This is a genomic window from Sphingomonas sp. BGYR3, assembly GCF_025153455.1.
Taxonomy (GTDB): domain Bacteria; phylum Pseudomonadota; class Alphaproteobacteria; order Sphingomonadales; family Sphingomonadaceae; genus Sphingomonas.
The window spans coordinates 385,388-403,555 of record NZ_JANZNT010000002.1; the positions used below are offsets into that span (position 1 = coordinate 385,388).

General features: G+C 66.3%; 17 protein-coding genes. 12 read left to right on the forward strand and 5 right to left on the reverse strand.

All coding sequences use genetic code 11. The annotated features are described in order from the left end of the window. The first annotated feature begins 15 nt into the window (after positions 1–15). Genes NYR55_RS13750 through NYR55_RS13780 form a run of 7 tightly spaced genes read left to right on the forward strand, consistent with a single transcriptional unit; the run spans position 16 to position 6,271 of the window. Entirely contained in the window at positions 16–879 is an 864-nt protein-coding gene (locus tag NYR55_RS13750) for an NAD(P)-dependent oxidoreductase (RefSeq protein ID WP_260022108.1), read from the forward strand. Then, the gene (locus NYR55_RS13755) at positions 876–1,901 is read left to right on the forward strand and encodes an amidohydrolase family protein (RefSeq protein ID WP_260022109.1); all 1,026 of its coding nucleotides are present in this window, start codon (positions 876–878) and stop codon (positions 1,899–1,901) included. The genes NYR55_RS13750 and NYR55_RS13755 overlap by 4 nt, the downstream gene beginning before the upstream one ends. Beyond that, positions 1,898–2,929 (forward strand): aromatic ring-hydroxylating dioxygenase subunit alpha, encoded by a 1,032-nt coding sequence (locus NYR55_RS13760; protein WP_260022110.1) that lies wholly within the window; start codon positions 1,898–1,900, stop codon positions 2,927–2,929. The genes NYR55_RS13755 and NYR55_RS13760 overlap by 4 nt, the downstream gene beginning before the upstream one ends. Then, complete coding sequence (gene ligA / locus NYR55_RS13765; protein ID WP_260022111.1) at positions 2,926–3,336, forward strand: protocatechuate 4,5-dioxygenase subunit alpha; 411 nt, start codon at positions 2,926–2,928, stop codon at positions 3,334–3,336. Before NYR55_RS13760 ends, ligA begins: the two co-directional genes overlap by 4 nt. Continuing rightward, a complete protein-coding gene (locus NYR55_RS13770) occupies positions 3,337–4,230 on the forward strand; it encodes a class III extradiol dioxygenase subunit beta (RefSeq protein WP_260022113.1) in 894 nt (297 codons plus the stop codon). A 51-nt stretch (positions 4,231–4,281) separates the two neighbouring features. Next, the gene (locus NYR55_RS13775) at positions 4,282–5,229 is read left to right on the forward strand and encodes a Gfo/Idh/MocA family oxidoreductase (RefSeq protein WP_260022115.1); all 948 of its coding nucleotides are present in this window, start codon (positions 4,282–4,284) and stop codon (positions 5,227–5,229) included. A 19-nt stretch (positions 5,230–5,248) separates the two neighbouring features. Continuing rightward, a complete protein-coding gene (locus NYR55_RS13780; protein ID WP_260022117.1) occupies positions 5,249–6,271 on the forward strand; it encodes an aldo/keto reductase in 1,023 nt (340 codons plus the stop codon). A gap of 12 nt (positions 6,272–6,283) precedes the next feature. Here the strand turns inward: NYR55_RS13780 and NYR55_RS13785 are convergent, their stop codons facing one another. Genes NYR55_RS13785 through NYR55_RS13800 form a run of 4 tightly spaced genes read right to left on the reverse strand, consistent with a single transcriptional unit; the run spans position 6,284 to position 12,139 of the window. Next, positions 6,284–7,588, reverse strand: coding sequence for an MFS transporter (locus NYR55_RS13785; RefSeq protein ID WP_260022119.1), 1,305 nt, complete (start codon positions 7,586–7,588; stop codon positions 6,284–6,286). Positions 7,589–7,645: 57 nt separating this feature from the next. Further along, positions 7,646–9,784, reverse strand: coding sequence for an acetate--CoA ligase family protein (locus NYR55_RS13790; protein WP_260022120.1), 2,139 nt, complete (start codon positions 9,782–9,784; stop codon positions 7,646–7,648). Between the two features lie 25 nt (positions 9,785–9,809). Beyond that, positions 9,810–10,646, reverse strand: a complete 837-nt coding sequence (locus NYR55_RS13795; protein ID WP_260022121.1) for a p-hydroxycinnamoyl CoA hydratase/lyase — start codon at positions 10,644–10,646, stop codon at positions 9,810–9,812. 41 nt (positions 10,647–10,687) lie between these two features. Next, the gene (locus tag NYR55_RS13800) at positions 10,688–12,139 is read right to left on the reverse strand and encodes an aldehyde dehydrogenase (RefSeq protein ID WP_260022122.1); all 1,452 of its coding nucleotides are present in this window, start codon (positions 12,137–12,139) and stop codon (positions 10,688–10,690) included. A gap of 115 nt (positions 12,140–12,254) precedes the next feature. Between NYR55_RS13800 and NYR55_RS13805 the strand changes: the two genes are divergently transcribed. Next, entirely contained in the window at positions 12,255–12,698 is a 444-nt protein-coding gene (locus NYR55_RS13805) for a MarR family winged helix-turn-helix transcriptional regulator (RefSeq protein ID WP_260022123.1), read from the forward strand. Here NYR55_RS13805 and pobA read toward each other — a convergent pair. Then, the gene (gene pobA, locus NYR55_RS13810) at positions 12,695–13,864 is read right to left on the reverse strand and encodes a 4-hydroxybenzoate 3-monooxygenase (RefSeq protein WP_260022124.1); all 1,170 of its coding nucleotides are present in this window, start codon (positions 13,862–13,864) and stop codon (positions 12,695–12,697) included. The two genes, NYR55_RS13805 and pobA, sit on opposite strands and share 4 nt — an antisense overlap. Before the next feature lie 114 nt (positions 13,865–13,978). On the opposite strand from pobA, the gene NYR55_RS13815 reads away from it, so the two are divergent. From NYR55_RS13815 to NYR55_RS13830, 4 genes are all read left to right on the forward strand, one after another. Beyond that, positions 13,979–14,839 (forward strand): helix-turn-helix domain-containing protein, encoded by an 861-nt coding sequence (locus NYR55_RS13815; RefSeq protein WP_260022125.1) that lies wholly within the window; start codon positions 13,979–13,981, stop codon positions 14,837–14,839. 129 nt (positions 14,840–14,968) lie between these two features. Next, positions 14,969–15,691 (forward strand): hypothetical protein, encoded by a 723-nt coding sequence (locus NYR55_RS13820; protein WP_260022126.1) that lies wholly within the window; start codon positions 14,969–14,971, stop codon positions 15,689–15,691. Positions 15,692–15,799: 108 nt separating this feature from the next. Next, positions 15,800–16,432 (forward strand): DUF1826 domain-containing protein, encoded by a 633-nt coding sequence (locus NYR55_RS13825; protein ID WP_260022127.1) that lies wholly within the window; start codon positions 15,800–15,802, stop codon positions 16,430–16,432. A gap of 61 nt (positions 16,433–16,493) precedes the next feature. Further along, the gene (locus NYR55_RS13830; protein ID WP_260022391.1) at positions 16,494–18,155 is read left to right on the forward strand and encodes a formate--tetrahydrofolate ligase; all 1,662 of its coding nucleotides are present in this window, start codon (positions 16,494–16,496) and stop codon (positions 18,153–18,155) included. Positions 18,156–18,168 lie beyond the last annotated feature (13 nt).

The window sequence follows — 18,168 nt, forward strand, 5'->3', positions numbered from 1 at the left end:
ATACCCCGTGGCCGCATGACTGGTCCCCTTGCCTTTGTCGGTTTTGGTGAAGCCGGGCTAGCCTTTTCCCGGCCGGGCGATCGCGCGTTCGATATCCGGACGGAAAGTGCCGCCACCCGGGATGCGCAGCATGCCGCCTATGCCGCCGCTCAGGTCACCGGCGTGGCGGCGCGCGCCGATCTGTCGACCGGGGCATCGGCCGTCCTGTCGCTGGTCACCGCGGATCAGGCGGTGGCTGCGGCCCGCGCCTTTGCGCCGCTATTGCCGCCCGGCACGCTCTGGCTCGACATGAACAGCGTTGCCCCCGACACAAAGCGTGCGGCGGGGGCGATCATCGACGGAGCGGGTGGACGCTATGTCGATGTTGCCGTCATGTCGCCGGTGTATCCCGCGCGGCATGGGGTGCCGCTGCTGCTGGCCGGCGCTCATGCGGCGGATGCGGCGCGGCTGATGACGGATGCGGGGTTCACCCATGTCAGCGTGGCCGGACCGGCGATCGGTGACGCATCCGCGATCAAGATGATCCGGTCCGTCATGGTCAAGGGGATTGAGGCGCTGTCCGCCGAATGTATCCGCGCGGCGGCCGCGGCCGGGGTGGCCGATGCGGTCATCGCCTCGCTCGACGCAAGCTGGCGCGAACAGTCCTGGGCCGACCGGTTCGACTATAATCTCGACCGGATGCTCGCCCATGGCCTGCGCCGTGCGGCCGAGATGGAGGAAGTGGTGCTGACGCTTGAATCGCTGGGCGTGGACCCGGCGATGACGCGCGGCACGATTGCGCGGCAACGCGAACTGGGATCGCTCGGGCTGACGCCGCCCGACGGCCTGTCGGCCAAGCTGGCGGCGATCCGAAACGCATCAACAAGGGAAGCGGCATGACGCTGATCATCGATTGCCATGGCCATTATACCGTCCTGCCCAAGGCGCATGACGCCTGGCGCGAGGAACAAAAGGCCGCGTTCAAGGCCGGAACGCCATGCCCCCCCTATCCCGACATTTCCGACGACGAAATTGTTCAGACGATCGAGGCGAACCAGCTGCGCCTGATCAAGGAACGCGGGGCGGACCTCACCATCTTTTCCCCGCGCGCCTCCGCCATGGCGCCGCATGTGGGGGATGAGGGCGTGGCCGTCGAATGGGCGCGGCGCTGCAACGATCTGATCGCGCGCGTGGTCGGCCTGTTCCCCGAAACCTTTGCCGGGGTGTGCATGCTGCCCCAGTCGCCAAAGGCCGATATGGCGGGCAGCATTGCCGAGCTGGAACGCTGCGTGACGCAGCTTGGCTTTATCGGCTGCAACCTCAATCCCGATCCGGGCGGCGGTCACTTCACCCATCCGCCGCTGACCGACCGGTACTGGTACCCGTTCTATGAAAAGATGGTCGAGCTGGACGTCCCGGCGATGATCCATGTGTCGGGCAGCTGCAATCCGGCGATGCACGCCACCGGCGGCTATTACATCGCGGCGGATACGATTGCCTTCATGCAGCTGCTGGAGGGCGACCTGTTCGCCGATTTCCCCACGCTGCGCTTCATCATCCCGCATGGCGGCGGCGCGGTGCCCTATCATTGGGGGCGCTATCGCGGCCTTGCCGACATGCTGAAAAAGCCGGCCCTCGACACGCATCTGATGAACAACATCTTCTTCGACACCTGTGTCTATCATCAGCCGGGCATCAACCTGCTGGCCGATGTGATCGACAACAAGAACATCCTGTTCGGCAGCGAGATGGTGGGCGCGGTGCGGGGTATCGATCCGACCACAGGCCATTATTTCGACGACACCAAACGCTATGTCGACGCGCTCGACATCAGCGATGCGGAACGCCACGCGATTTTTGAAGGCAATGCCCGGCGCGTCTTTCCCCGGCTCGATACGCTGCTGAAGGAGCGCGGGCTGTGACCAGCTGGATCACCAATGCCTGGTATGTCGCGGGCTGGGATTATGAAATCGACCGGCAGCCGCTTGCCCGCACCATCTGCGGCATCCCCATGGCGCTGTATCGCAAGCTTGACCGCAGCGTCGTCGCCCTGCGCGATGCGTGTCCGCACCGGCTGCTCCCGCTGTCGATGGGCCTGCGCGAGGGGGATTCGATCCGCTGCCGCTATCACGGGCTGAAACTCGGTCCCGACGGCGTGGCGCAGGAAATGCCGATGCGGAACGATCCGGTGAACAAACGCATCTGCGCCGAATCCTATGTCGTTGCCGAACGGCACCGGTTCGTCTGGGTCTGGATCGGCGATCGGGAAAAGGCTGATCCGGCGCTGATCCCCGACCTGTGGCCCTGTTCGACGCCGGGATGGACGTTCGACGGCGGCTATTATCCTGTCGCGGCCGATTACCGGCTGATGATCGACAATCTGATGGACCTGACGCACGAAACCCATGTCCATGCCGGATCGATCGGCCAGCCCGAATTGATGGAGGCGCCGATCAACGCCTATGTCGAGGGCAACCGGGCCTATGTCGCGCGGTGGATGCCCGGCATCGATGCGCCGCCCTTCTGGCGCAATGCGCTGAAGCAGGACGGGCCGGTCGACCGCTGGCAGATCTGCGAATTCGTGCCCCCGTCCAGCGTGATGATCGACGTCGGCGTGGCCCCGGTCGGCGCGGGCGCGACGCTGGAACGGCATGATCAGGGGGTGCGCGGCATGGTCGTCGATTGCATGACGCCCGAAACCGAAACCACCATGCACTATTTCTGGGGCATGGCGCGCAGCTTCGACATCGACGATCCCGGCTTCACCGCCCGCTTCAAGCAGCAGCAGGGCGGGGTGTTCGCCGAGGACCGCGAGGTGCTGGAGGCGCAGCAGCGGTCGATCGCCGCCAATCCCGACCTCAAGGTCATGGCCTACAACATCGACCAGGGCGGCGTGCGCGCGCGGCAGATCATCGCCCGCCTGATCCGCGAGCAGGAGGGAGCGGCATGACCGACGCGTCAGACATCCACGCCTATCTCGACGAGTTCGAGGATATTCCCGGCACGCGCGTGTTCACCGCGGCGCGGGCGCGAAAGGGGTATCATCTCAACCAGTTCGCAATGAGCCTGATGAAGCCGGAAAACCGCGAACGGTGGAAGGCGGATGAAGCCGCCTATCTCGCCGAATGGCCGCTGACCGACGAACAGCGCGAAGCGGTGCTGGCGCGCGATTACAACCGTCTGCTCGATCTGGGCGGCAACATCTATTTCCTGTCCAAAATCTTCTCGACCGACGGCCTCAGCTTCGTTCAGGCGGTCAGCACCATGACCGGCGTGTCGGTTGAGGAATATCAGGCGATGATGATGGCCGGCGGCCGATCGCCCGACGGTCTGCGTTCAAAAAAGGAGGGCAGGTAAATGGCCCGCATTACCGCCGGCGTCGCGACCAGCCATGTGCCGCTGCTGGGCGTCGCCCATGATTTCGGCAAGGACCGCGACGAGTATTTCACGCCGATCTTTTCGGGCTATGACTGGACCCGGCAATGGGAACGGGCGGAAAAGCCCGATGTCGTGATCCTCGTCTATAACGATCATGCCAGCGCCTTCGACATGAAGATCATCCCGACCTTCGCCATCGGCTGCGGCGAACGGTACGCGCCCGCGGACGAGGGGTGGGGGCCGCGCAAGGTGCCCGATGTGCACGGCCATCCCGACCTTGCATGGCATATCGCGCAAAGCCTGATCCTCGACGAATTCGACATGACCATCATCAACGAGATGGACGTCGATCACGGGCTGACCGTCCCCCTGTCGATGATGTTCGGCGATGTGCCCGAATGGCCGTGCAAGGTCATTCCGCTGGCCGTCAACGTCGTCACCTATCCGCCGCCGTCGGGCAACCGCTGCTGGGCGCTGGGTGAGGCGATCGCCCGTGCGGTGGCCAGCTTTCCTGAGGATCTGAACGTGCAGCTGTGGGGCACCGGCGGCATGAGCCACCAGCTTCAGGGCCCGCGCGCCGGCCTGATCAACGCCGAATGGGACAACCGGTTCATCGACGGCCTGATCGGCGACAGCGACCATCTGCGCCGCATCCCGCATATCGAATATCTGCGCGAAACGGGCAGTGAGGGGATCGAGATGGTGATGTGGCTGATCATGCGCGGCGCGCTGGGCCGGCGCACCGCCTTGCTGCACCGCCATTATCATGTGCCGTGCAGCAATACCGCCATCGGCCATGTCGTGCTGCGCCCCGACAATGGCGAGGGGTACGACATGACCGGCAGCAACTGGCAGAGCCTGGCCGCCGAATAAAGGACGCACGCACCGCACCCGGTGCTGCCCCTGAATGATTGGGAGAATGACATGAAGATCGCACTCGCGGGTGCCGGCGCGTTCGGCGAAAAGCATCTGGATGGGCTGAAACTGATCGACGGGGTAGAGGTCATCTCCGTCGTCGGCCGGCGGCTGGAGCCGACCCGGGCCGTGGCCGACAAATATGGCATCCCCCATGCCTGTACCGATCTGGCCGATGCGCTGGAACAGCCGGGACTGGATGCGGTGATCCTGTGTACCCCGACACAGATGCACGCCGAACAGGCGCTGCAATGCCTGGATGCCGGCAAGCATGTGCAGGTGGAAATCCCGTTGTGCGACAGCCTGGCGGATGGCGAGGCGGTGCTGGCCAAGGCGCAGGAAACCGGGCTGGTCGCGATGGTCGGCCACACCCGCCGCTTCAACCCCAGCCACCAATATGTGCACAACCGGATCGTCGCGGGCGAACTGAACATCCAGCAGATGGACGTGCAGACCTATTTCTTCCGCCGCAAGAACATGAATGCCAAGGGGGAACCGCGCAGCTGGACCGACCATCTGCTGTGGCATCATGCCGCGCATACCGTGGATCTGTTCGCCTATCAGGCCGGGCCGATCGTGGCGGCCAACGCGATTGAAGGGCCGCATCATCCCGAACTGGGCATCGCCATGGACATGTCGATCCAGCTGAAAAGCGAAAGCGGTGCGATCTGCACCCTGTCGCTCAGCTTCAACAATGACGGGCCGCTCGGCACCTTCTTCCGCTATATCGGCGATACCGGCACCTATATCGCCCGCTACGACGATCTGGTCACCGGCAAGGAAGAGCCGATCGACCTGACCGGCGTCACGGTTTCGACCAACGGGATCGAGCTTCAGGACCGCGAATTCGTCGCCGCGATCCGCGAGGGGCGCGAACCCAATGCCAGCGTGGCGCAGGTCATGCCCTGTTACCGCGTGCTGCATCAGCTGGAACAACAGCTTGAGGCGATGCGCTGAATCGGGGCATCAGGTCGTCATGATCCCCGCACCCCCGCTGCCCGCCCGCGCCCTCGGTCCGCTTGCCGTTTCGGCAATCGGCCTTGGCTGCATGAACCTCAGCCACGCCTATGGCGAAAAACCGGACGAGGCGGCGGCGGTGCGCCTGCTCAACCATGCGCTGGATCGCGGTATCACCCTGCTGGATACTGCCGCGCTGTACGGCTTTGGCGCGAATGAGGAACTGATCGGCCGCGCGGTCGGGCACCGCCGGGCCGACTATGTGCTCGCCAGCAAATGCGTGCTCGACAGCGTGGATGGCAAACGGGGGCTGGACGGTTCGCCGGCGGCGATCACCGCCTGTCTGGACCGGGCGCTCGGGCGGCTGAACACCGATCATATCGACCTATATTACCTCCACCGCCTCGATGCGCGCGTGCCGATCGAGGATTCGGTAGGCGCGCTCGTCCGGGCGGTAGAGGCGGGCAAGATCGGCAGCATCGGCCTCTCCGAAATGAGCGCCGCGACGATCCGCCGCGCTCATGCCGTGCATCCAGTCGCGGCTGTTCAGAGCGAATATTCGCCCATCGTCCGCAATCCCGACGTCGCGGTCCTGGATGCCTGTGCCGAACTCGGCATCGGCTTCGTCGCCTTTTCGCCGGTGTGCCGGGGCTTGCTGGCCGGGGCCGTCCGTTCCGACGATTATGCGCCGGGCGACCTTCGCCTGACATTGCCGCGCTTTACCGGCGACAATCTGCGTCACAACCTGGCGGCCGTGGCGGCATGGGACCGGCTGGCGGCCGAACACGACTGCACGCCGGGTCAGCTGGCCATCGCCTGGGTACTGGCGCGCGCGCCGCACATCGTGCCCATTCCCGGCACGCGCAGCATCACCCATCTGGACGATCTGCTCGGCGGGCTGTCGGTCAGGCTCGACCCGGGAGCGATGGCGCGGATCGACGCGATCTTCGCGCCGGGTGCGGTGCGCGGCGCTCGCTATCCGGCGGCGGCGCAGGCGCAGATCGACACCGAACTACTCCCGCACGAGGAACTTGCCGCCTGAACCCCGCCCGGTTCAGCCGCGCGCGCGGTGCCGGGCGAGTAGGATCAGGGCAATCGCAGCGACCACCGACCCCAGCGCCATGGCGATCGCCACCGCCTGCAACCCGTATCCGGCGGCAAACAGGATGCCGGCCAATGCGGGGGCCATCGCCGATCCGCCCCGTCCGACGCCGATGATGAACCCCGTCGCCGTCCCGCGCAGGTCCGTTCCGAAACATTGCGCGATCAGGGCGTACAGCCCGACTACGCCCGCATTGGTCGCAAACCCCGCCACCGCCGCCACGACCGACAGCGCGGCCAGGCTGGTCTGACCGCTGCCGAACAGGATCACCAGCCCGGTCGACAGCACCATCGCACCGATGGTCAGCCGGAACAGCGGCAGCCGCGCCGTCAACAGGCCAAGCGCCAGCGACCCCGTCGCCCCGCCGATGCTGGCCCACACCAGCACGCCGGCGGCTTCCGGCGGTGGAAAACCCATGTCCACGACGATCTTCGGGATCCATTTCAGGATGAAGTAGAACGTCATGATATGCGCCAGATACGCGATGGTCAGCGCAACGGTGGTGGCGATCATCGCCGGCTGGAACAGCTGCGACAGCGGCACCTTGGCCCGGATCGCGGGGGCATCGGGCAGGGCATCGATGGCCGCATGGCCCATCCGCGCCAGCGTCGCGTTGATCCGCGTCAGCGCACCCGCCGGCCGCTTCATCGCCAGGAACGCGACCGATTCCGGCACCCGCCACAGCGTGACCGGGATCATCAGGGCAGACCAGCTCGCCCCGAACAGGAATACCGCGCGCCAGTCGAAATGCGTCAGCAGTTGCGCCGCCACCAGGCCGCCGACGATCGTGCCGACCGGATATCCGCCCGCCATCAGCACCACGGCCAGCGACCGCTGCCGCGCATTCGCCGCCTCTGCCACCGCCGCATTGGTCGCCGCCAGCATCCCGCCAATGCCCAGCCCCGTCATCACGCGCCAGGCGGACAGGATCAGGACGCCGTCCGCCGATGCCGCGCCCAGCATCCCGACCGTCATCAGCATCAGACAGCCGATGATCGTCGGCCGTCGTCCCGCCCGGTCGGCAATCTGGCCCAGCAACAGCGACCCGATCGCCATGCCGACCAGTTCCATCGACAGCACGATGCCCAGCGCCGCCCGATCGATCCGCCAGTCGGCGGCGATGCCGGGTGAGGCAAAGCTGATCGACATGACATCGAACCCGTCCAGCGCGTTCAGTGCGATCATCGAGCCGACGATGCTCCACTGAAACGGCGACATTTCGCCTTGATCGATGATGCCTGCCGGATCGTTGCGCATCCTCTGTCCCTCTCAGAACGTCCGGCGGCTTTTGCCGTCCGGCCAAATTACAGTCGCTCAGCCGTGTGGATCGACCAGCATCAGCGCGTCCAGCGCGACGACGCCCTCGCCCTGCGGATGGACGATCACGGGGTTCAGATCGACCTCGCGGATGGCCGGCGTGCCGATCAGCACGTCCATCAGCGCCACGACCATCTGCGCGACCGCTGCCACATCCAGTGCGGGCGATCCGCGATAGCCATGGAGCAGCGCGGCGCTTTTCAACCGGCCCAGTTCGGCGATGATCGCCGCCTGCGTCATGTCCGGCGTGATCAGGCGCACGTCCTTCAGGATTTCGGCGGTCACGCCGCCAAAGCCGACCAGCACCACCGGGCCCCAATCGGCGTCGCGCTTTGCCCCGATGATCAGTTCCAGCCCGCGCTTGCCCATCCCCTCGATCAGCGCGCCGTCCAGCACGATGCCCGCGTCATAGGCGGCGACATTGGCATACAGGCTGTCCCATGCCGCGCGGACCGCATCGGCATTGGCCAGGTTCAGGATGACGCCGCCCGCATCGCTCTTGTGGCTCAGCGCCGCCGACTGCGCCTTGATCGCAACCGGATAACCGATGCGGTCGGCCACGGCGACCGCCTCATCGGCGGATCGGGCCATGCCGCCCTGCGGAAACGGGATGCCGACCGGGGCCAGCAGCTGCTTGGCACGATATTCGGGCACCACCCCGTGTGCGCCGGACAGGTCGATGGCCCGCGCGTGTTCCGGCCGTTCCGCCACGTCGCGGGCGGTCAGCGCGTTCAGCCGGGCAATGGCGCGGAACACCCGCTCGCTGCTGGGGAATACCGGCACGCCCGCCGCGCGCAGCGCATCGCTGTCGGCCGCGCTGATCGACGCGCCCTCGTCCAGCCCGGCATAGATCAGCGGCTTGGTCAGGGTCAGTTCGCTGACCGCGCGCAGGATCGGCGGCAGTTTGATGGCGGTCGTCTTGTCGTCCGTCTGGATGATCCCGGCGACGATGCAGCCAAAGCGGTCATCCTCATGCAACGCCTTGATCAGGCGGTAATAAATGTCCGGTTCGACCAGCCCCTGGGCGGTGATGTCCAGCGGATTGCTGACCGCGACAAAGTCCGGCATCGCCGCGCGCACCAGCGGCGCATTGCCATCGTCCAGCGCCGGCAGCGGCACCGACAATTCTTCGCACAGGTCAAGCGTCAGCGCCTTGAACGCGCCGGATTCGCCCAGCACGGCCGTGCCGCCAGCGGGCAGGGCGGGGCATCGCGACGCGATCTCGGCAATGTCGCCCAGTTCCTCCAGCGTTTCGGCAAACACCACGCCCGCGCGCTCGACCATCGCCCGCATCAGCGCATAATCGCCCGCCATGGCCCCGGTATGCGTGGCCGCGCTTTCGCGCGCCGCGCTCGACTTGCCGGGATGCAGCAGCACGATCCGCTTGCCCGCCACGCGCGCCGCCCGCGCTGCGGCCAGGAACCGCTGCGGCTGGCGGAACTGTTCGACGATCAGGGCGATCACCTGCGTCGCCGGATCGGCGATCAGATGCTCGACATAATCCTCGACGCCGCTCGCCGCCTCGTTCCCCGTCGATACCGACAGCGTCAGGTGCATGGTCCGGCCCATCAGCATGGTGCCCAGCACGGCCGCCATCGCGCCCGATTGCGACACGATGCCGACGCCCGCACCAGCACCCGGCGCGGGCAACAGCGTTTCAACGAAGGTCAGCGGGATGCGCGCGGCGTGATTGACCAGGCCCAGGCAATTCGGCCCCTCGATCACCATCCCGGCTTCGGCCGCGATCCGTCCGATTTCGCGCTGATCGGCCAGTCCCTGCTCGCCGCCCTCGGCAAATCCGGCGGAAAACACCACCGCCGCACCGCATCCGCGCGCTGCCAGCGCCCGGATCGCGTCCATCACCCCGGCACGGGGAATGGCCAGCACGGCCGCATCCACCCCCACCGGCAACGCATCGATCGACGGCAGGCACGGCCGCCCGCCGATTTCCGCGCGCTTGGGGTTGATCAGGTGGATGTCGCCCGAAAACCCGTTGCGCTCCAGATTGGCCAGCACCGACGCGCCCAGCGCGCCCGGCTTTTCCGACGCACCGACGATCGCCACGGACCGCGGCGACAACAGGCGATTGAGCTCGGCGGACACCGCTGCGGGCGCGGATCGCGTGTCGGTTGCCATGATGGTGCGTTCCCCCGAAACCCGGTCAGACGTTCTGCTTGGACTTGTCATACGCGCCCAGGCCGGGCTTGTACGTCTTGTCGTCGATGAACTGCTTGATGCCCTGCTTGCGGCCATCATTGTCAAAGAAATTGGCCGCTTCCTGCGCGCGGATCAGGTAATCCTCGGCATTGTCGTACGTCATTTCGCGCACGCGCCGGATCGCGTCCTTCGTCGCCTTCAACGCGACAGGGTTCTTCTCCAGCAGCACCTTGGCCACCTGTTCCACCCGGTCGCGCAGGGTGGCCAGCGGCACCGCCTCGTTCACCAGGCCCCATTCGGCGGCGGTCTTGCCGTCGATATTCTCGCCCATCATCGCGTGATACATGGCGCGGCGAAATCCGGTTAGCTCGACGATCACCTTGGACGCGCCGCCGCCGGGCAGGATGCCCCAGTTGATTTCCGACAGGCCGAACGTCGCCTCTTCGGCCGCGAATGCCAGATCGCATCCGAACAGCGGGCCGTATCCGCCGCCAAAGCACCAGCCGTTGATCATCGCGATGGTCGGCTTGTGATACCAGCGCAGGCGCCGCCACCAGCCATAGGCCTCGCGCTGCGCACCGCGCGTCGCGCCCAGGCCCTTGGCCTCGTTCTCCCGGAAATATTCCTTCAGGTCCATGCCCGCCGACCACGCCGTCCCTTCGCCCGACAGGACAAGCACGCCCACATCGTCGCGATATTCCAGCTCGTCGAGCACGCGCATCATCTGGCGGTTGAGCTTGGGGCTCATGCAGTTGCGCTTTTCGGGCCGGTTGAACCGCACCCACGCAATGCCGTCGATCACGTCAAAGGCAACGGTTTCGGTTTCGGAACGGTCGGTCATGTCGAATGCGCCTTTCGCAGCGGAACGGGTGGGGACGGGGTTCAGATGGGATAATGGCCCGGCTGGGTCTCGATCGTGATCCAGCGCAGTTCGGTGAAGGCATCGATGCCCGCGCGGCCGCCGAACCGGCCGTAACCGGACGCCTTGACCCCGCCGAACGGCATCTGCGCCTCGTCATGCACGGTCGGGCCGTTGACGTGGCAGATGCCCGATTTGATCTGCCGCGCAACACGCAGGCCGCGTGCCGCGTCCCGCGTGAACACGGCTGCGGACAGGCCATATTCGGTATCGTTGGCCAGCCGGATCGCCTCCGCCTCGTCTGCCGCGCGGATGATGCCGACCACGGGGCCGAAACTTTCGTCGCGGAACAGCTTCATCGCTGGGGTCACCCCGTCAATGACATGGGCGGGCATCAGCACGCCGTCCGCCGCGCCGCCGTTCAGCTGCCGTGCCCCCGCCGCCAGCGCATCGTCGATCAGCGCGCGGACATGATCGACCGTCTTCTGGTCAACCACCGCGCCCAGCGGCGTCTTGCCCTCGCGCGGGTCGCCGACGGGCATCGTCGCCACCTTGGCCGCCAGCTTGTCGGCAAAGGCATCGGCAACCGCATCGACCACGATGATCCGTTCGGTCGACATGCAGATCTGGCCCTGGTTCATGAACGCGCCGAACGCCGCCGCCTTGACCGCCTCGTCCAGATCGGCGTCCTCCAGCACGATCAGCGGCGCCTTGCCGCCCAGTTCCAGCAGCGCGGGCTTCAGATTGTCGGCGCAGCGCCGGGCGATGATCCGCCCCACCGCCGTCGATCCGGTAAAGTTCACGCGGCGCACGGCCGGGTGATCGATCATCGCGCCAACGACCTCGCCCGCATCGGCCGGCGCATTGGTGACCAGGTTGACGACCCCATCGCCCAGTCCCGCCTCGGCAAAGGCATCAATGATCAGCGCGTGGGTGCGCGGGCATTGCTCCGACGCCTTCAGCACCACGGTGTTGCCGCAGGCCAGCGGCACTGCGATGGCGCGCGTGCCCAGGATGATCGGCGCATTCCACGGCGCGATGCCCAGCACGACGCCGGCCGGTTCGCGCAGGGCCATGGCGATGCAGCCCGGCTTGTCGGACGGGATCACCTCGCCGCTGATCTGCGTGGTCAGCGCCGCTGCCTCGCGCACCATGCCGACGGCCAGCATCAGGTTGAACCGCGCCCAGCCTTCGGTCGCGCCGATTTCGGTCATCATCGCATCGACAAAATCGGCCGCACGCGCATCCATGGCGGCGGCAGCGGCCATCAGCTTCGCCCGCCGCGCATTGGGGCCAAGCGCAGACCAGGCGGGCAGGGCAGCGGCGGCCGCATCGCACGCCTCGGCCGCCTCTTCCGGCGACGCTGCGGCGGCAGTGGTTGCCACACGCCCCGTCACCGGGTTTATACGGTCGAATTGTGAACCGGTGGTCCGTGTCGTGCCGCCAATGAACAGAGGAACCGATGACGCAGGCATATCCGACTCCAGATGCATATACGCTTAATGTTATGGGGTATAGCATAAGCCTTTCCGCTGGCGTGGCAAGCGGTTTTGGCCGCGCAGCGACGCGCAAGGGGGCGGGGCGGGCCTGATGACGGACCAAATGCACAATCCGGTCGCGCATCATCTGGGCTATCGGATGCGCCGGGCGTCGGTCGCACTGATGGCGAAGGCGGGACGCACGGCAGAGGAGCGGGGGCTCAGCATCACGCTGGGCACCGTGCTCATCCTGATCAGCGCCAATCCGGGCTGCCGTCAGCGGGATCTGTGCGCGGAACTGGGCATCAAGCGGGCGAACATGACGCCGATCGTCGCTGACCTTGAAACCCGCGGGCTGCTGGACCGTGCCGCCATCGACGGCCGGTCACAGGCGATGCGGCTGACGCCAAAGGGGGCGGCGCTCGCCCAGGAATTGCTGGCGGCGCTGGAGGCGACGGAACAGTCGATCGACAGCCATTTCGCGCCCGGCGAACTGGATCAGCTGCGCGACCTTGCCCAGCGGCTCGAAGAAGCGATGGCGCAGGATCACCCCTAAAGCGGCAGGCCCACATAATTTTCGGCAATCGCCGTCTGCGCCGCTGCCGAACCGGCGATATAATCCATCTCCGCCACCTGCATCCGCCGGTCAAAGGCGTCGGTGTCCGGAAAACGGTGCATCAGCCGGGTCAGCTGCCACGAAAACCGTTCCGATTTCCACACCCGCGCCAGCGCACGGTCCGAATAGCCGGCAATGCCGTCCGCGTCCCCGCGCCGATACCATCCGGTCAGCGCCTCGGACAGATAGGCGACGTCCGATGCCGCCAGGTTCAGGCCCTTTGCCCCCGTGGGCGGCACGATATGGGCGGCATCCCCGGCCAGGAACAGGCGGCCATGGCGCATCGGCTCCGAAACGAACGAACGCAGCGGCGCGACCGATTTTTCGATGGCCGGCCCGCGCACGATCCGGCTTCCCGCTTCCGGCCCCAGCCGGATGGCCAGTTCGTCCCACAGCCGCTCGTCGGGCCAGTTGTCGACCGGCTCGCCCAGCGGCACCTGGATATAATATCGGCTCCGCGTCGGCGACCGCATCGACGCCAGCGCAAATCCGCGCTCGTGATTGGCGTAGATCAGCTCCTCGGTACAGGGCGGCACATCGGCCAGGATGCCCAGCCACCCGAACGGATATTGCTTGTCGAACACCCGCTGGACCGATGCCGGAATGGCCTGACGCGACGGCCCGTGAAATCCGTCGCAGCCGCAGATGAAATCACAGTCCAGCCGCTGCGCGCGGCCATCCATGCTGAACGTGACGAACGGCGCGTCGCTGTCCACATCGCCCAGCGCGACGTCGGATGCCCCGTACAGGATGGTCAGCCCGCGCTCGTCCGCCGCGCTCATCAGGTCGCGGGTCAGTTCGGTCTGGCCGTAAACCGTGACGTGCCGCCCGATCAGCTCGGCAATGTCGATGTGGATCAGCCGTTCGCCATCGGCCAGAAAGAACCCGCTGTGCAGCAGGCCCTCACGCTTCATCCGCTCGTCCAGGCCCAGCCGGGTCATCAGGTCGGTCGTCGTCCGCTCCAGCACGCCGGCGCGGATGCGGCCCAGGATATAGTCGGGCGTCTGGCGCTCGACGATGGTCACGTCGATCCCTTCGGCGCGCAGCAAATGGCCCAGCAGCAGCCCCGCCGGGCCAGCCCCGATGATCGCAACCTGTGTCCGCATTGGCCTGCTCCTGCCGATCCTGTCGGCCAAACCTAGGCAGGATCGGCATCAGCGGCGATATCGCAAAGGCCAAAAAACTTGGACATTTCGCCAGTGTGCGATAGCCAAGTGACCATGGCCGACCCGCCCGTCATTCCCAGTTTCTACCTGTATGGTGAGCCGCCACGCGCGGTAGAGGCGGCGTTCGTCCATTGCGAATCGCTGGATGACCGGTCGCGGCCCAGCGAATGGACCATCGCCCCGCACCGGCATGACGGCCTTGCCCATATCATGCTGATTGCCCATGGCGACGGCACTGCGATCATCGAGGGCGAACGGCACCCGTTCCGCGCGCCAGTGCTGGTGATCGTGCCATCCAGCGTGATTCACGGCTTTGAATGGGCACAGGAATCGCGCGGCCATGTCGTCACCGTCGCCATGGAACAGATTGATGCGCTGGGCCTGTTCAGCCCCCAGGCATCGGCGCTGTTCGGCCGGTGGTCGCTGCATCCCGTGGCGGCCGAGCGGCTGCCGGTGATCGAAGGATGGATCGCCGAATTGTCCCGCAACCTGAACTGGGATTCGCCGGGACGGGCGCTGGCGGTGACCGGCATCCTGCTTGCCCTGATCGCAGAGGCGATGCGCCATGCCCAGCCACCGGCAACGGCCATCCGGGTCAGCCGGGCAATGTCCATCGTGGCGCGCTATCGCGACCGGATCGAACGCGATTTCCGGCGCCGCCTGACCGTTGCGGAACACGCCGCCATGCTGGGCGTCAGCGTATCGACCCTGCGCGCCGCCTGCATGGCCGTGGCGGGCGATTCCCCCCTGCGGATCCAGGATGAGCGCACGGTGCTGGAGGCGCGTCGGCTGCTGCGCTATTCCAACCTGTCGGTCGCTGAAATCGGCTATGCCCTGGGCTTTGCGGATCCCGCCCATTTTTCGCGGTTCTTCAAACGAATGGCCGGCGTGGCGCCATTCCGCGCGCGGCAATAGGCCGGGGCTTGTCCCGCCTCAGCTGCGGCCTTGACGAACCCTCGCCAAGCCATTGAGATGCGGCACGCCGTCTGGCGCAGCGCGGGCGGGAAGATGCGAACGGCGGTCCCGGCGCATATGGGGGGTGACATGGCCGAGAATTCGGTGAACCGGCTGTCCAGCCGCCGCCAGACCTTTGTTGACCTGTGCGAGGAAACCACCGGTTTCGGAGAGATCGAGTTCCGCACGTTCCGCGACCTGCTGATCCGGCCGCGCGTCGCCCTTGAACACTATCTGATCCACGGTCCCACCGGCGGCCAGCGCTATTCGCGGCCCTTCGGCTTCTACATGGGGCTGTGCGGGATATTGATGTTCTACCTGTTTCTGGTTGGCGGATTGAAGGGCGTGATCGAGGGTTGGCCCGCCAGCCTGATCGATCCCTGGCTGGCCCGGTCCGGAAAAAGCCGGGACGCATTTATCGACGATGCCGAAAGCTGGATGTCGCTGGTCGTGACGCCCATCATCGCCGTCCTCAACGCCCTGCTCGCCGCGCCGCTGCTCAAATGGTGGAGCGGGCTGGACTGGCGGCGCAGCTTTCGGTCGGCCAATGTGCTGATGTGCGTGTGGACCGTGCCGATCCTGTTCATCGGCCCAGCCCCGCAGATCGAGGGGCTTCAGCTGTACGCGCTGCTGATCATGTGGGCCTCCCTGTTCGTCGCGTTCTTTCGCATGGGCAAGGGGCTGTGGTTCGCGGCGTGGTGGGACGGGGCGCTGAAAAGCCTGTTGCTCGTCATCCTCCTCATGATCGCCTCATGGATCGGCATGGTCCCCAGCCTGTATATCGGCCTGATCGGCGGGACGTGGAGCGCCTGAGGCGCCGTCGACCTCCCGCCGCCCCGATCCGCCGCCCGCTGGACAATCCTCCCGCAGCCCTGCTAAGACATGCAATGTTATACCATAACATTTTCCTTAAGGTTCCGCATGACCATGAACGATCACCGCCTGTCCGGGATGGCGACCGTCATTGACCGCGCAGACGCCGTTGCGGCCGCAACCCGCTCGCTTGAGGATCTGGCTGCGGTCCGGCATCCCGATATCGCCCTGGCCATTCATTCGCGTTCCTTGCCGCCCCGTCTGTCCGATGCTGTGGACGCGCTCGACCTTGACGGGATCGACGATACCGATCTGATCGTCGATCTGCCGATCAGCGGAGAGGCCTTTGCAGCAGCCCTGGCGGTCAGCGGCTTTCCCGCTTCGGCCGCGCGCATGATCGGCGACGACATGGCGCGGTTGGCGCAGGTGCTGGGCGATGTTGCGGGCTGCACCCGGCTGGCGATCCGACTGCACGTCGTTGAAACCGATGCCTGCCGAAAGTTTCATGCGGACTATGTCACGCTGCGCCTCTTGACCACCTATCGCGGCCGCGCGACCGAATGGCACCGTGCAGACACGCCCGACCGGATCGATCGGCTTCGGCCCGGTGACGTTGCGATCTTCAAGGGCCGGGTGCTGCTCGACCCGCCGGCCGTGCTGCATCGCTCGCCGCCGATTGCCGGAACGGGCGAGCATCGGTTGCTGCTGGTCGTCGATCCTGTGCCGTTGCCCGGCGGCTGAACCATCCGGCAACGCCGGCATCCGGTGATTGCCCTGTCCCTTCGGCATGGTAGAGAAACCCATGCTGACCGACATTGAAATCTCGCGCGCCGCCGCCATCCGCCCGGTTCTGGAAATCGCGGAGCGCGCCGGGATCCCCGCCGACGCCGTCGAACCCTATGGGCATCACAAGGCAAAGGTGGACGTCCACCGCCTGCCCGCGTGCGATGCGCCGGGCAAGCTGATCCTGGTCACCGCGATCAACCCGACCCCGGCGGGAGAGGGGAAGACGACGACGTCGGTCGGGCTGGCGGATGCGCTGAACCGGATCGGCAAGCGGACGATGCTGTGCCTGCGCGAACCCTCGCTCGGCCCCTGTTTCGGGACAAAGGGCGGGGCGGCCGGGGGCGGCTATGCGCAGGTCATCCCGATGGAAGACATCAACCTGCATTTCACCGGCGATTTCCACGCGATCACCAGCGCGCACAACCTGCTCGCCGCGATGATCGACAATCACATCTATTGGGGCAATGCGCTGGGCATCGACACCCGCCGGGTGGTCTGGCGCCGCGTCGTCGACATGAACGACCGGGCGCTGCGCGACATTGTTCAATCGCTTGGCGGCGCAGTGAACGGGTATCCTCGCGAATCCGGGTTCGACATCACGGTCGCGTCCGAAGTCATGGCGATCCTGTGCCTGGCCGACGGCCTTGCCGATCTGGAGGCGCGGCTCAGCCGGATCGTCATCGGCTATACCCGCGACCGGCGGCCCGTCACGGCCCGCGACCTGAACGCCGACGGCGCCATGGCGGTGCTGCTGGCACAGGCGATCAAGCCCAATCTGGTCCAGACGCTGGAGGGCAATCCCGCGCTGGTTCATGGCGGCCCGTTCGCCAATATCGCCCATGGCTGCAATTCGGTCATTGCCACGCGCACCGGCCTTGGCCTTGCCGACTATGTCGTGACCGAAGCGGGGTTCGGGGCAGATCTGGGCGCGGAAAAATTCTTCGACATCAAATGCCGCCAATCGGGCCTGCGCCCCGATGCCGTGGTCATCGTGGCCACCGTCCGCGCGCTCAAGATGAATGGCGGCGTTGCCAAGGGCGATCTGGCCCGGCCGGATGTCGATGCGGTCCGGCGCGGCGCGGTCAATCTGGTGCGCCATATCGAAAATGTCCGGCAGTTCGGCGTGCCCGCCGTCGTCGCGATCAACCGGTTCCACACCGATGGCGACGATGAACTGGCCGCCATTGCCTCGATCGTTGCGGCACACGGGTCACAGGCGATGATCTGCACGCACTGGGCCGATGGCGGTGCGGGAGCGGAGGATCTGGCCCGGCGGGTGGTCGAAATTGCCGACGCGCCGTCGCAATTCGCGCCGCTCTATGACGACGACCTGCCGCTGTTCGACAAGATCAACACCGTCGCCACCCGCATTTACCGGGCAGAGGCGGCGGTCGCCTCGCCAGAGGTGCACGCTCAACTCGCCCGGTGGCAGGATGCGGGCTATGGCCACCTGCCTGTCTGCATTGCCAAGACGCAGTACAGCTTTTCCACCGATCCCGCCGCGCTGGGCGCGCCGACCGGGCATATCGTATCGGTGCGCGACGTGCGGCTGGCAGCGGGGGCGGGCTTTGTCGTCGCGATCTGCGGCGACATCCGCACCATGCCCGGCCTGCCCCGCGTACCTGCGGCAGAATCCATCCGCGTCGATGCCGACGGCCTGATCCAGGGGCTGTTCTAGGGCATCCCCTCCA